At 74.1% G+C, this 15803-nt stretch carries 2 protein-coding genes; both read right to left on the bottom strand.

Features of this window, described 5'->3' with window-relative positions:
* Positions 1-7631: type I polyketide synthase (locus LCH29_RS43125; protein ID WP_446467149.1), on the bottom strand; the 7631-nt coding region annotated here is incomplete at its 3' end.
* A 29-nt stretch (positions 7632-7660) separates the two neighbouring features.
* Positions 7661-15803, bottom strand: an 8143-nt coding sequence (locus LCH29_RS43120) for a type I polyketide synthase (protein WP_446467148.1), incomplete at its 5' end; no start/stop codon positions are given.

The following is a 15803-nucleotide window of genomic DNA, read 5'->3' as shown; positions in this document are numbered from 1 at the left end:
AGGTTGGAGACGATCGGGATGCGCGGAGCCTCGTACGACAGCCCCTGCGCCACCTCGCGGAACGCCTCCAGCATCCCGTCCATGCGGGGCGAGTGGAACGCATGGCTGACCGTGAGCCGCTTGGTCTTACGACCCTGCGCCTCAAAGCCCGCGGCGATCTCCAGGGCCGCGTCCTCGTCGCCCGCGATGACGATCGAGGCCGGGCCATTCACAGCGGCGATCGAGACGCGCTCTGTGAGCAGCGGCGCCGCCTCGTCCTCCGACGCCTGCACCGCGACCATCGCGCCACCAGCCGGAAGCTCCTGCATCAGACGACCCCGCGCCGCCACCAACTTCGCGGCATCCGCGAGCGAGAACACACCCGCCACATGCGCGGCAGCCAACTCACCAATCGAGTGCCCGGACAGGAAGTCCGCACGCAGACCCCACGCCTCGACCAGCCGGAACAGCGCCACCTCGACCGCGAACAGCGCAGGCTGGGTGAAGCCGGTCCGGTCCAGCAGCGCAGCATCGTCCCCGAACAGCACCGTCTTCAGCGGCTGCTCAAGATGCGCGTCCAGCGCATCGCACACCGCATCCAGCGCCTCCGCGAACACCGGATAGGCGTCGTACAGCTCACGACCCATCCCCAGCCGCTGGCTGCCCTGACCCGTGAACAGGAACGCCACATCGCCCTCGGCGGCCGTGCCGTCGATGAGCCCCGGAGCGGACTCGCCCCGGGCCAGCGCGTCGAGCCCGCGCAGCAGTTCGTCCCGGCCGTCGGCGACCAGCACCGCGCGCTGGTCCAGCACGGCGCGGCCGGTGGCCAGGGTGTGGGCGACATCGGCCGGTTCGAGGGCGGGGTGCGCCGTGAGGTGGGCGTACAGCCGCTCGGCCTGGGCCCGCAGGGCGTCGGTGCCCTGCGCGGACAGCGCGTACGGCAGCACACCGGTCGGCCGGTTCTCCGGCCGCGTCTCGTCAACGACGAGGACGGGCGCCTGCTCGATGATGGTGTGCGCGTTGGTGCCGCTGATGCCGAACGAGGACACGCCCGCGCGGCGCGGACGGCCCGTCTCCGGCCACTCCCGCGCCTCCGTCAGCAGCGACACCGCGCCGTCCGCCCAGTCGACGTGCGGCGACGGCGCGTCCACGTGCAGCGTCCGCGGCAGCAGGCCGTGGCGGATGGCCATGACCATCTTGATGATTCCGGCGACACCGGCCGCCGCCTGGGCGTGGCCGATGTTGGACTTGACCGAGCCGAGCCACAGGGGCAGGTCCGCCTCGCGGTCCTGGCCGTACGTGGCGAGCAGCGCCTGCGCCTCGATGGGGTCACCCAGCGTCGTCCCCGTACCGTGCGCCTCCACGGCGTCCACCTCGGCGGCGGACAGGCCCGCACCGGCCAGCGCCTGGCGGATGACACGCTGCTGCGACGGACCGTTCGGCGCCGTCAGACCATTCGACGCACCATCCTGGTTGACCGCCGAACCGCGCACGACCGCCAACACCTGGTGGCCGTTCTTCCGAGCATCCGACAGCCGCTCCACCAGCAGCATGCCGACGCCCTCGCCCCAGCCCGTGCCGTCCGCACCGGAGGCGAACGCCTTGCAGCGGCCGTCCGCGGCGAGGCCGCCCTGGCGGCCGAACTCGGTGAAGTGGCCGGGCGTCGTCATCACGGTGACACCGCCCGCGAGGGCCATGGTGCATTCGCCCTGCCGCAGCGCCTGGATGGCCCAGTGCAGCGCGACCAGCGACGACGAGCACGCCGTGTCGACGGTGACCGCGGGGCCTTCGAGGCCGAGGGCGTAGGCGATGCGGCCGGACATGACGCTGCCCGCGTTGCCCGTCATCACATGGCCCGCGACCTCCGCGCCGGCCTGCTCCAGGCCCGCGTCGTAGCCGCTGTAGGCCGCGCCGACGAACACACCGACCGAACTGCCGCGGAGCGCGTCCGGGTCGATACCGGCGCGTTCGAACACCTCCCAGGAGGTCTCCAGCAGCAGCCGCTGCTGCGGGTCCATGGCCAGGGCCTCGCGCGGCGAGATACCGAAGAACGAGGCGTCGAAGAGGTCCGCGTCATGCAGGAAGCCACCGCTGCGGGCGTAGTCGGACGGCGCCGCGTCGGCGTCCTCCTCCGTCCACTGGACCTCCCAGTTGCGGTTGACGGGGAATCCGGTGATGGCGTCCGCGTCCGTGGCCACGAGCTGCCACAGGTCCTCGGGCGAGCGCACATCGCCGGGGTAGCGGCAGCCCATGGCGACGATGGCGATCGGGTCGTCGGCGAGGGGGGCGACCGTGCCAGCGGTGTCCGGCTGCCGGTCGTCCTCGTCGCCCGAGTCGGCGTCCGGGCCGAGGAGTTCGGTGCGCAGATGGTCCGCGAGGACGACGGGGTTCGGGTAGTCGAAGACGATCGTGGTGGGCAGCTTGAGCCCGGTGGCACCGGAGAGCCGGTTGCGCAGCTCGACGGCGGTGAGCGAGTCGAAGCCCAGCTCCTTGAAGGCCCGGCGCGCCTCGATGGCATCGGCGGAGGCGTGGCCGAGTGCCGTGGCCACATGGGTGCGGACGAGGTCCAGCAGCGTACGGCTGCGCTCGCTCGCCGAGAGCGCGCGCAGCCGCTGGGCCAGGGACGAGCCGGAGGCGGCGAGCGCGCCCGCCGCGGTGCGCCGGCCGGTCGTACGGATCAGCCCGCGCAGCAGGGCCGGGACCGGGCCCGTACCGGCGGCGGTACGCAGCGCCGCGAGGTCGAGCCGGGCCGGGATCAGCGTGGTGCGGCCGGTGGAGCAGGCGGTGTCGAACAGCGCCATGCCCTCGTCGTCGGACAGCGCGCCCATGCCGCTGCGGGCCAGCCGCAGCAGATCGGTCTCGGTCAGGTCGCCGGTGATGCCACCGGACTCGGCCCACAGGCCCCACACCAGCGAGGTGGCGGGCAGACCGGTGGCGCGGCGGTGTGCGGCGAGCGCGTCGAGGAAGACGTTGGCGGCGGCGTAGTTGGCCTGGCCCGCGCCGCCGAGAGTGCCCGCGATGGCGGAGAACAGGACGAACGCGGAGAGGGCGCGGCCACGCGTCAGCTCGTGCAGGTTCCAGGCCGCGTCGACCTTGGGGCGCAGGACGCGGTCCAGCTGCTCGGACGTCAGGGCGGCCGCCGTGCCGTCGTCCAGCACACCGGCGGTGTGCACGACGCCCGTCAGCGGGTGCTCGGCCGGTATGGCGGCCAGGGTCGCGGCGAGCGCGTCGCGGTCCGCGGCGTCGCAGGCGGCGAGGGTGATCTCGGCGCCCTGCTCGCCGAGTTCGGCGGCCAGCTCGGCGGCGCCGTCGGCGTCCGCGCCGCGCCTGCTGGTGAGCAGCAGGTGGCGTACGCCGTGCTCGGCGACCAGGTGGCGGGCGAGCAGACGGCCCAGGGCGCCGGTGCCGCCGGTGATGAGGACGGTGCCGTCGGCGTCGAACGCCGGGGCGGCGCCGTGGGTACGGTCCTCCGTCGTGGCACGGGCCAGACGGGGCGCGAGCGCGCGGCCCGCACGGACGGCGACCTCCGGCTCCCCGGTGGCCAGGGCGTCGGACAACGCGGCGGCGGAGGAGTCGTCGTCGAGGTCCACGAGGACGAAGCGGCCCGGGTTCTCGGTCTCGGCGGAGCGCACCAGGCCCCACAGCGGGGCGTGCGCCAGGTCGGTGACGTCGGCCTCCGACCCGGCGGCCATCGCGCCCCGGGTGACCACCACGAGCCGCGCGTCCGCGAACCGCTCGTCGGCCAGCCACTCCTGGACGAGGTTCAGCGCGCGCTGCACCTCCCGGTGGGTGGCTCCGGCCACGTCCTCGTCCGGGCCCTGCGGTACGGGAGCGAAGGAGGCGAGCAGGAGTTCCGGTGCGGGGGCGTCGTTCAGCGCCGCCAGGTCCGGTACGGAGGTGGCGGCCACGCCGCCCGCGACGAGCCCGAACGGGTCGTCGCCCAGGACGACGCGGCGGGCGGCGGCATCCGGCCCGGCCTCGGCGGCCTGCGGGGCCTGGGCAGCCTGCGGGGCCACCCACTCCAGCCGGAACAGGTGCTGCCACTGTGCGTCCGCGTCGCCCCCGAGGTCTTCGGGGAGCGGGCGGCAGCGCAGTGCGTCGATGGTGGCGACCGGCTCACCCGCGGCGTCGGCGAGTGCCACGCTCACGGTGTCGGTTCCGGCCGACCCGATCCGTACGCGCAGCGCGGACGCGCCCTCCGCGTGCAGGGAGACGCCCTGCCAGTCGGCGGCCAGCTGCGGGGCGTCCCCGTCAGCGCACAGGGTGTGCAGGGCGGCGTCCAGCAGCGCCGGGTGTACGGCAAACCGCTCGCCGCCGGGGTTGGCGTCCTCCGGCAGCCGGACCTCGGCGAACAATTCGTCACCGCGCCGCCAGGCCGCCGTCAGGCCCTGGAACAGCGGGCCGTGCTGCACGCCCGCCTCGGCCAGTCGGCCGTAGAGCGCGTCGGTCCCGATCGCCTCGGCGGCGGTCGGCGGCCACTCGGTCAGGTCGTACGACGGGCTCGGGACACCGGAGGCCAGCACACCGCTCGCGTTGCGGACCCATGCCGCGTCGGGGGCGGCGTTCTCGGCGCGGGAGGAGACGGAGAGGGATCGCCGTCCGGCCTCGTCCGGGGCGCCGACGGTGACCTGAAGCCGGACACCACCGCGCTCGGGCAGCACCAGCGGCGCATGCAGGGTCAGCTCGTCCAGACGGTCACAACCGGCCTGGTCACCGGCCCGGACCGCCAGTTCCACGAACGCCGTACCCGGCACCACGACCGAGCCGCGCACCACATGGTCGGCCAGCCACGGATGCGAATCCACACCCAACCGACCCGTGAACAACAGCCCGTCGGACTCCGCCAACGACACCGCGGCGCCCAAGAGCGGATGCCCCGCCGGCTCCAACCCCACCGACGCCACATCGCCGACCGACCCGGCGCCGGGCTCCAGCCAGAACCGCTCATGCTGGAACGCATACGTGGGCAGGTCCACGCGGGACGCACCGGTCCCCGCGAAGAAGCCGGCCCAGTCCACGCCCACGCCCCGCACGAACACCCGCGCGACAGCGGTCGTCAGCGACTCCACCTCGGAGCGGTCCTTGCGGCAGACGGAGACGAACGCCGCCTCCTCGCCGGACACACACTCCTGCCCCATCGCGGAGAGCACACCATCCGGGCCCAGCTCGATGAACGTCGTGACGCCCTTGGCTTCGAGGGTCCGGACACCGTCGAGGAAGCGGACGGCCTCGCGGACGTGCCGCACCCAGAAGTCGGCAGTCGTGATCTCCTCGGCGGACACCACGGCACCGGTCAGGTTCGACACGATGGGGATCTTCGGGGCCTCGTACGACAGCCCCTGCGCCACCTCGCGGAACGCCTCCAGCATCCCGTCCATGCGCGGCGAGTGGAACGCATGGCTGACCGTGAGCCGCTTGGTCTTACGACCCTGCGCCTCGAAGCCCGCCGCGACCTCAACCACAGCGTCGTCGTCACCCGCGATGACCACCGACGTGGGCCCGTTGAGGGCGGCAATGCTCACCCGCCCACCGAGCAGCGGCAACACCTCATCTTCCGAGGCCTGGACGGCGACCATCGCGCCACCAGCCGGAAGCTCCTGCATCAGCCGCCCACGCGCCGCCACCAACGTCGCAGCATCCGCAAGCGACAGCACACCCGCCACATGCGCGGCAGCCAACTCACCGATCGAGTGCCCGGACAGGAAGTCCGGCTTCACGCCCCACGCCTCGACCAGCCGGAACAGCGCCACCTCGACCGCGAACAGCGCGGGCTGGGTGAAGCCGGTCCGGTCCAGCGCAGCGGCGTCCTCACCGAAGAGAACGTCGCGCAGCGGCCGTTCGAGGTGCTGGTCCAGCTCCGCGCACACCGCGTCCAGCGCCTCCGCGAACACCGGGTACGCCTCGTACAGCTCACGCCCCATCCCGAGGCGCTGGCTGCCCTGCCCCGTGAACAGGAACGCCGCCTTGCCCGGCACCGGCGAGCCCTGCACCAGCCCCGGGGTGTCCCCGTCGGTCGCCAGGGTGCCGAGCCCGGCCAGGAAGCCGTCCCGGTCGCCCGCGACGACCACCGCACGGTGGTCGAAGGCGGAGCGGGTGGTCGCGAGCGCGTGGCCGAGGTCGAGCGGACGCAGGTCGGGGTGCGTCTGGACGTGCGCGGCCAAGCGCTCGGCCTGGGCGCGCAGGGCGGCGGCGCCGCGTCCGGAGAGGACCCACGGGAGCACGGCGGGGGCGACGCCAGGCGCCTCAACGGAAGATTCGGGCTCGGGCGCCTGCTCGATGATGGTGTGGACGTTGGTGCCGCTGACGCCGAACGACGACACGCCCGCCCGGCGCGGACGGCCCTCGGTCTCCGGCCACTCCCGCGCCTCGGTGAGCAGCGACACGTCACCCGCCGACCAGTCGACGTGCGGCGTCGGCTCGTCCACGTGCAGGGTCTGCGGCAGCATCCCGTGCCGCATCGCCATGACCATCTTGATGACGCCGCCGATTCCGGCGACGTTCTGGGTGTGGCCGATGTTCGACTTCAGCGAGCCGAGCCACAGCGGCCGCCCCTCCGGCCGGTCCTGGCCGTAGGTGGCGAGCAGGGCCTGCGCCTCGATCGGGTCGCCCAGCGTCGTGCCCGTGCCGTGTGCTTCGACCGCGTCCACGTCGGCGGGCGTGAGGCGGGCGTTCTCCAGGGCCTGGCGGATGACGCGGCGCTGCGACGGGCCGTTCGGCGCCGTCAGACCGTTCGACGCACCGTCCTGGTTGACCGCCGAGCCGCGCACGACCGCGAGCACCTGGTGGCCGTTGCGTACCGCGTCCGACAGCCGCTCGACCAGCAGCACGGCCACGCCCTCGGACCAGCCGGTGCCGTCCGCCGAGGCCGCGAAGGACTTGCAGCGGCCGTCGGCGGACAGTCCGCGCTGGCGGCTGAACTCCACGAACACATCGGGCGACGCGAGCACGGTCGCGCCCGCCGCCAGCGCGAGCGAGCATTCGCTCTGCCGCAGCGCCTGGACCGCCAGGTGCAGCGCGACCGAGGAGGACGAGCACGCGGTGTCGATGGTGGCGGCCGGGCCTTCGAGGCCGAAGGCGTAACTGAGCCGCCCGGACGCGACGCTGGAGGCGGTGCCGGTGAGCAGATGGCCCTCGACGCCCTCCGGCAGGTCGTACTCGCCCGCCCCGTACGCCTGCGTGGACGCGCCGACGAACACGCCGGTGCGGGAGCCGCGCAGCACCGCCGGGTCGATGCCCGCCCGCTCGAACGCCTCCCACGACGTCTCCAGCAGCAACCGCTGCTGCGGATCCATCGCCAGCGCCTCACGAGGCGAGATGCCGAAGAACCCGGGGTCGAACTGGTCCGCGTCGTAGAGGAAACCGCCGCCGCGGGCGTAGAACGTGCCCTCGTGCTCCGGGTCCGGGTCGTACAGCGACTCGATGTCCCAGCCGCGGTCGGTCGGGAACCCCGAGATGGCGTCGTGGCCACCCGCGACGAGCTGCCACAGCTCCTCGGGGCTGCCGACGCCACCGGGGAACCGGCAGCTCATGCCGACGATCGCGATCGGTTCCCGGGACGCGTCGGTGAGCTGCTGGTTCTGCTTGCGCAGCCGCTCGGTTTCCTTCAGCGAGGCCCGCAGCGCGTCAACGAGCTTTTCGTTGGGGGTAGTCATCGTGTCGTGTACTCCGTGCTTGGGCCGCGTCAGGATTCGGTGCCGTCGAGGCCGTCGAGGTCGAGCGCCATGTCGATGAGGTGCTGGACGTCCATGTCGTCGATGGACTCGGCGTCATCTTCGGCGCGGCTCGTGCCAGGGGTCGCTGCTTGCGGATCGGCCAGCTGGAGCAGCGTGTCCAGCAGACCGGCCTCCCGGATCCGGCTCATCGGGATGGTGGCCAGGGTGCGGCGCAGTTCGGCGTCCTGCGGATCGAGGTCCACATCGGCCGGAACGTGGCCGGGAGCGGCGGGTGCCAGCTCTCCGAGCAGGTGCGCGGCGAGCGCGGCCGGGTTCGGGTAGTCGAAGACGAGGCTCGTCGGCAGCCGGAGGCCGGTGGCCGTGCCCAGCCGGGTGCGCAGTTCGACCGCGGTGAGCGAATCGAAGCCCAGCTCGTTGAAGGCCCGTCCGGCCTCGACCTCGTCGGCCGAGGAGTGGCCGAGGGCGTGGGCCACATGGGTACGGACCACCTCCAGCACCGCCTCCTCGCGGTCGCCCGCGGGCAGCGCCGCCAGCCGCTCCCGCAGCGCGGACGCGCCGTCCGCGTCCGTCCCCCGGTCCGCCGACGCGCCCTCGGCGCCGCCCCGCAGCAGGGTGCGGACGCCCGGCAGGTCGTCGATCAGCGGGCGGGGGCGGGCGGCGGTGAAGGCCGGGGCGAAACGCTCCCAGTCGACATCGGCCACGGTCACGGCGGTCTCCCGGCGGGACAGCACCCGCTGGAAGGCGGCCATGTTCAGGTCCGGCGCCATCGGGGGCAGGCCGCGGCGGCGCAGCTGCTCCTCGGCGTCGCCCTCGGTGGCCATACCGCTCTCCGCCCACGGGCCCCAGGCCACGGACGTGGCGGTGAGGCCACGGGCGCGGCGCTGTTCGGCGAGCGCGTCGAGGAAGGCGTTGCCCGCCGCGTACGCGCCCTGGCCGCCGCTGCCCCACACCCCGGCGATGGAGGAGAAGAGCACGAACGCGTCGAGCGGTTCGGCGTCCTCCCCGAAGAGGGCGTCGAGGTGGAGCGCTCCGGTGGTCTTCGCCGCCACGATCCGGGCGAACTCGGGGAGTTCGGTGCCCGTACCGGGCTCCTGCGAGATGCCCGCCGAGTGCACCACGGCCCGTACGGGGGTGCCGTTGGCCGCGAGCTTCTCCACGAGCGCCGCGAGCGCCTCGCGGTCGGCCACGTCGCATGCCTCGACGGTCACGGCGGTGTCGGTGCCGGACAGTTCGGCCACGATCTCGGCCGCGCCCGGCGCGTCCGGGCCCCGGCGGCTGAGCAGCACCAGCCGCTCGGCGCCGTGGTCGGCCAGCCAGTGCGCCACATGCCGTCCCAGCGCGCCCGTGCCACCCGTCACCAGCACGGTGCCGCGCGGCGTCCACGGCTCGGCGGACGCGGTGGCCGGGTCGCGCGGGGCGGACACCAGGCGGCGTACGAAGACCCCGGCGGGCCGGATGGCCACCTGGTCCTCGTCGCGGAGTGCGTCGGCCCCGGCGAGCACGCCCGCGAGCCGGTCCAGCGCCTTTGCGTCCAGCGTGTCCGGCAGGTCGACCAGACCGCCCCAGCGCTCGGGCTGCTCCAGCGCCACGACCCGGCCGTAGCCCCAGACCTGGGCCTGGGTGACGCTGTCCAGCGCGTCGCCGGCGCCGGTCGAGACCGCGCCCCGGGTGACGCACCACAGGCGCGCCGGAGCCTCGTCGCCCCGCAGCGCCAGCGCCTCGGCCAGCGCACCGGTCAGCGCGAGGCCGACCGGCACCGCCGGATGCTCCGGGTGCGGCCGCTCGTCCAGCGCCAGCAGCGACAGGACACCGGCCACCGGGCCGTCGGCCGACGCGAGATGGACGGCGAGGGCGTGGGGATCGGTGTCCGCCACGTCCAGTTCGACGCGTACGACGCGCACTCCGCGCCGCGCCAGGTCATCCGCCACCGCCGCGACCCGCGGGTCCTCGGCGAGGCTCGCAGGGACGACGGTCAGCCAGGTGCCGGACGGGGCACCGGACGGGACCTGCGGACGCGGCTTCCACGTCACGTTGTACAGGCGGGCCTCGGCGGCGGACTCCTCGCGCCGGGTGCGGCGCCACGACGACAGCGCGGGCAGCACCGCGCTGAGCGGCTGGTCGCCCTCGACGCGCAGCTCGGTGGCCAGCGACTGCCAGTCCTCGCGCTCCACGGCGTCCCAGAACCGCGCGTCCACCGCGTCCACGGTGGTTTCGACGGCCCCTCGCGGGGTGGTGTCGGGCCAGTAGCGGCGGCGCTGGAAGGCGTACGTGGGCAGCTCGACGCGGGACGCACCGGCCCCGGCGAAGAACGCCGCCCAGTCCACCCCTGCGCCCCGGACGTACGCCTGGGCGAGCGCCGTGGTGACGGCCTCCACCTCGGGGCGGTCCTTGCGGAGGGCGGACGCGAAGGCGGTGTCGTCGTCGGCGGTGACGCAGTCCTGCGCCATGGCGGTGAGCACACCGTCCGGGCCCAGCTCGACGTACGTCGTCACGCCCTGCGCTTCGAGGGTGCGGACACCGTCGAGGAAGCGGACGGCCTCGCGGACGTGGCGCACCCAGAAGTCGGGGCTGGTGATCTCCTCGGCGGAGACGACATTCCCGGTGAGGTTGGAGACGATCGGGATGCGCGGAGCCTCGTACGACAGCCCCTCGGCCACCTCGCGGAACGCGTCCAGCATCCCGTCCATACGAGGCGAGTGGAAGGCATGGCTGACCGCGAGCCGCTTGGTCTTACGACCCTGCGCCTCGAAGGTCGCCGCAAGCGCGGCAGCCGCGTCCTCGTCACCCGCGATGACCACCGACGTCGGGCCGTTCACAGCGGCGATGCTGACGCGGACGCGCTCGGTCAGCAGCGGCGCCACCTCGTCCTCCGACGCCTGCACCGCGACCATCGCGCCACCGGCCGGAAGCTCCTGCATCAACCGCCCACGAGCGGCCACGAGCGCGCACGCATCCGCGAGTGGGAACACACCCGCCACATGCGCGGCGGCCACCTCACCGATCGAGTGGCCGGACAGGAAGTCCGCCCGCAGACCCCACGACTCGACCAGCCGGAACAGCGCCACCTCGACCGCGAACAGCGCGGGCTGGGTGAACGCCGTCTGGTCCAGCACCGACGCGTCGTCCCCGAAGAGAACATCCCGCAGCGGCCGTTCCAGGTGCTGGTCCAGCTCCGCGCACACCGCGTCCAGCGCCTCCGCGAACACCGGGTACGCCTCGTACAGCTCACGACCCATCCCGAGCCGCTGGCTGCCCTGCCCCGTGAACAGGAACGCCATCCGGCCACCGGTCACCGAGCCCTCGACGAGCCCGGGGCCACCGCGCCCCTCGGCCAGGGCCGTCAGGCCCTCGCCGAGGTGTTCCGCGTCCCGGCCGAGCAGCACGGCCCGGTGTTCCAGGCCGGAGCGGGAGGTGGCCAGGGAGTACGCCAGGTCCAGCGGGCGCAGCTCGGGGTGGCCGTCCGCGTAGGCGTGCAGGCGCGTGGCCTGGGCGCGCAGCGCGTCGCCGTCGCGGCCCGAGACGGGCCAGGCGAGGACGGGCAGGGAGCGTTCCGGAGCGGCCGCGGAGACGGTGTCGTCGGCCGGTGCCGCTTCGATGATGGCGTGCGAGTTGGTGCCGCTGAAGCCGAAGGACGACACGCCCGCGCGGCGCGGGCGGCCGTCGGACTCCGGCCAGGGCCGGGCCTCGGTCAGCAGCTCGATGTCGCCCGCCGACCAGTCGACGTGCGGCGTCGGCTCGGCGACGTGCAGCGTCCGCGGCAGCGCGCCGTGCTGCATGGCCAGGACCATCTTCATGATTCCGGCGGCGCCCGCCACGGCCTGGGTGTGGCCGATGTTGGACTTCACCGAGCCGAGCCACAGCGGCCGTCCCTCGGGCCGGTTCTGGCCGTAGGTGGCGAGCAGCGCCTGCGCCTCGATGGGGTCGCCCAGGGACGTACCGGTGCCGTGGGCCTCCACCGCGTCGATGTCGGAGGCCGACAGCCCGGCGGTGGCCAGGGCCTGCCGGATGACGCGCTGCTGGGAGGGGCCGTTGGGCGCCGTCAGACCGTTGCTCGCACCGTCCTGGTTGATGGCGGTGGAGCGCAGGAGGGCGAGCACCGGGTGGCCGTTGCGGCGGGCGTCGGAGAGCCGTTCCACCAGGAACAGGCCCACGCCCTCGGACCAGTTGGTGCCGTCCGCGTCACCGGAGAACGCCTTGATCCGGCCGTCGGCGGCCAGTCCGCGCTGACGGCTGAACTCCAGGAAGGCGCCGGGGGTCGACATGACCGTGACGGCTCCGGCCAGCGCGAGCGAGCATTCGCCGTTGCGCAGCGCCTGCGCGGCCAGGTGCAGGGCCACCACCGAGGACGAGCACGCGGTGTCGACGGTGAGGGCGGGCCCTTCGAGCCCGAAGGCGTAGGAGAGGCGGCCGGACGCCACGCTGGAGGAGTTGCCGGTGCCGAGGTGACCTTCGAGGCCCTGCGGCTCGTTGAGCCACAGCGTCAGATAGTCCTGGTCGTTGGAGCCGACGTACACGCCGGTCCGGCTGCCGCGCAGCGAGGCCGGGTCGATGCCCGCCCGCTCGAACGCCTCCCAGGAGGTCTCCAGCAGCAGCCGCTGCTGCGGGTCCATCGCGAGCGCCTCGCGTGGCGAGATCCCGAAGAACAGGGCGTCGAAGTCGGCGACGTCGTGCAGGAAGCCGCCCTCGCGGGTGTAGCTGGTGCCTTCGAGGTCGGGGTCGTCGCTGTAGAGGGTGGCGAGGTCCCAGCCGCGGTCGGCGGGGAACGGGGTGATGGCGTCGTCCCCGGCCAGCAGCAGTTGCCACAGCTCTTCGGGCGACCGTACGCCACCGGGGAAGCGGCAGCTCATCGCGACGATCGCGATCGGGTCGTCCTGGTCGGCCGCGGTGGTCACCTGGGCGGGCACGATCGCTTCGGCGGCCCGGTCCCCGATGATCTCGTCGCGCAGGTGGCCCACCAGGGCGGCCGAGGTCGGGTAGTCGAAGACGAGGGTCGGCGGCAGCCGCAGCCCGGTCGCCTCGCGGAGGAGGTTGCGCAGTTCGACGGCGGTGAGCGAGTCGAAGCCCAGGTCCTTGAACGCCCGGCCCTCGTCGACGGCCTGCGGGCCCGCGTAGCCGAGGACGGCGGCCACCTGCGTACGGACCAGGTCCAGCAGCGCCCGGTCCTGTTCGGCCGCGCTCAGCCCGGCCAGCCGCTCCGCCAGCCCGGCCGCGCCGCCCGCGGCGGTGTCCACCGCGCGCCGCACCGGCACCCGGACCAGTCCGCGCAGCACCGGCGCGAGCGTGCCCGCGGCGGCCTGGGCGCGCAGCGCCACGGCGTCCACGCGCATCGGCGCGGGCGTGGCCTCGCCTGTGGCGAGGGCCGCGTCCAGCAGCGCCAGGCCCTCCGCCGGGGTCAGCGGCGGCAGTCCGGCGCGCCGCATCCGGGCGATGTCGGCCTCGTCCAGGCCACCGGCCATACCGGCGCCCGCCCAGGGGCCCCAGGCGAGCGAGACGGCCGGAAGGCCCTCGGCCCGGCGGGCGGTGGCCAGGGCGTCGAGGAACGCGTTGGCGGCCGCGTAGTTGCCCTGTCCGGGGGTGCCGAACACGCCCGAGGCGGACGAGAACAGTACGAACGCCGTCAGGTCCAGGCCCTGGGTCAGCTCGTGCAGGTTCCAGGCCGCGTCCACCTTGGGGCGCAGGACGTGTGCGACGCGCTCGGGCGTCAGCGAGCCGATCACGCCGTCGTCCAGGACGCCCGCCGTGTGCACGACGGCCGTCAGCGGATGCTCGGCGGGGACGGTGGCGAGGGTCGCGGCGAGCGCGTCCCGGTCGGCCACATCGCACGCGGCCCAGTTCGCCTCGGCCCCCAACTCGGCCAGCTCCGCGGTCAGTTCGGCAGCACGCGGCGCCCGGTCGCCGCGGCGGCTCACCAGCAGCAGCCGCCGTACGCCGTGCTCCGCGGCCAGATGGCGGGCCACCAGCCCGCCCAGCGTGCCGGACGCGCCGGTGACCAGCACCGTGCCGTCCGCGCCGAAGCCCGTTTCCTGGGTTTCCGTGGCCGGTACCCGGGCCAGCCTCGGGACGCGGGCCACGCCCGCACGCAGCGCGAGCTGCTCCTCGCCCGCCGCCAGCGCCGCCGGAAGCGCCGCGAGCGACGAGCTGTGACCGTCGGTGTCCAGGAGGATGAAGCGGTCCGGGTTCTCGGCCTGCGCCGTACGCAGCAGACCCCAGGCCGCGGCCTGCGCCGGATCGCCGTTCCCCAAGGTCAGGAACACCAGCCGCGAAGCGGCGAACCGCTCCTCGGCCAGCCACGCCTGGGCCAGGCCCAGCGCCTCGACCGTGGCCTGACGCACGGTGTCCGGCGCCCCGTAGTCGCCCTCGGCGGACGGCGTCGCGAACACGTAGTCCGGTACGGCCGCACCGTTCGCGACCGCCTCGGTCAGCGCCGCGAGGTCCGCGTACGCCACGGCCTCGACACCGGCAACACCGAGCCCTGCGTCGTCGGCGCCGAGTACCGCCCACCGGCCGCCGCTTGGCGCACCGGTCGCCAGCTCGGTCCACTCCACCCGGAACAGCGACTCGTGGTACGCCGCCCGCGCGGCCCGCACCTGCTCATCCGACACGGCGCGCAGGACCAGCGAGTCCACGGCGGCGACCGGCGCACCGGACGCGTCCGCGATCTCCAGCCGGACCCCGTCCGCGCCCTGCAACACCAGCCGCACGCGCAGCGCCGACGCGCCACTCGCATACAGCGACACCCCGCTCCACGCGAACGGCAGCCGCCCCTGGCTCTCGCCGTCGCCGTCGCCGTCACCCAGGCCGTCCAACCCGAGCGCGTGCAGCGCGGAGTCCAGCAGCGCCGGGTGCAGCCCGTACGCCTGCGCGTCGGACGCGACGGCCTCCGGCAGCCGGACCTCGGCGAACAGCTCGTCGCCGCGCCGCCAGGCGGCGTCGAGCCCCTGGAACACCGGGCCGTAGCGCAGCCCGCCGTCCGCCAGCGCCTCGTACAGCTCCTCGGTACGAGCGCGCCGGGCGTCCTGCGGCGGCCACTGGGCCAGCGCGAACGACGGCCGGGGCGCGCCCGCGACGAGCGCACCGCTCGCGTGGCGCGTCCACGGCTCCTCGGCCGGGGCGTTCTCGGCACGGGACAGCACGGCGACGGAACGCCGCCCGGTGGTGTCCGGGGCGCCGACGGTGACCTGAAGCCGGACGCCGCCGCGTTCGGGCAGCACCAGCGGCGCATGCAGGGTCAGCTCATCGAGATGGTCACAACCGGCCTGGTCACCGGCCCGCACCGCCAGCTCCACAAATGCCGTACCCGGCACCACGACCGAGCCCCGCACCACATGGTCGGCCAGCCACGGGTGCGAATCCACACCCAACCGACCCGTGAACAGCAACCCATCCGACTCCGCCAACGACACCGCGGCGCCCAGGAGCGGATGCCCCGCCGGCTCCAACCCCACCGACGCCACATCACCCACAGACCCGGCGCCCGGCTCCAGCCAGAACCGCTCATGCTGGAACGCATACGTCGGCAGATCGATGCGAACGGCGCCCGTACCGGCGTAGAAGGCCGCCCAGTCCACCGCCACGCCCCGCACATGCGTCCGGGCGACAGCGGTCGTCAGCGACTCGGTCTCGGGCCGGTCCTTGCGCAGCAGGGAGACAAACGCAGCGTTGTCCCCGGTCACGCACTCCTGCGCCATGGCGGTGAGCACACCGTCCGGGCCCAGCTCGATGAACGTGGAGACGCCCTTGGCCTCCAAAGCCCGCACACCATCGAGGAACCGCACGGCCTCACGGACATGCCGCACCCAGAACTCCGGGCCGGTGATCTCCTGCGCGGAGACGACATCCCCGGTGAGGTTGGAGACGATCGGGATGCGCGGAGCCTCGTACGTCAACCCCTGCGCGACCTGGCGGAACGCCTCCAGCATCCCGTCCATGCGCGGCGAGTGGAAGGCATGGCTGACCGTCAGCCGCTTGGTCTTCCGACCCTGCGCCTCGAAACCGGCGGCGATCTCCAGCGCCGCGTCCTCGTCACCCGCGATGACCACGGACGTCGGGCCATTCACAGCGGCGATGCTGACGCGCTCGGTCAGCAGCGGCGCCACCTCGTCCTCCGACGCCTGCACCGCGACCATCGCGCCACCGGCCGGAAGCTCCTGC

It is taken from the genome of Streptomyces sp. BRA346, assembly GCF_052851135.1.
This window is presented reverse-complemented; position numbering and strand designations above follow the sequence as displayed.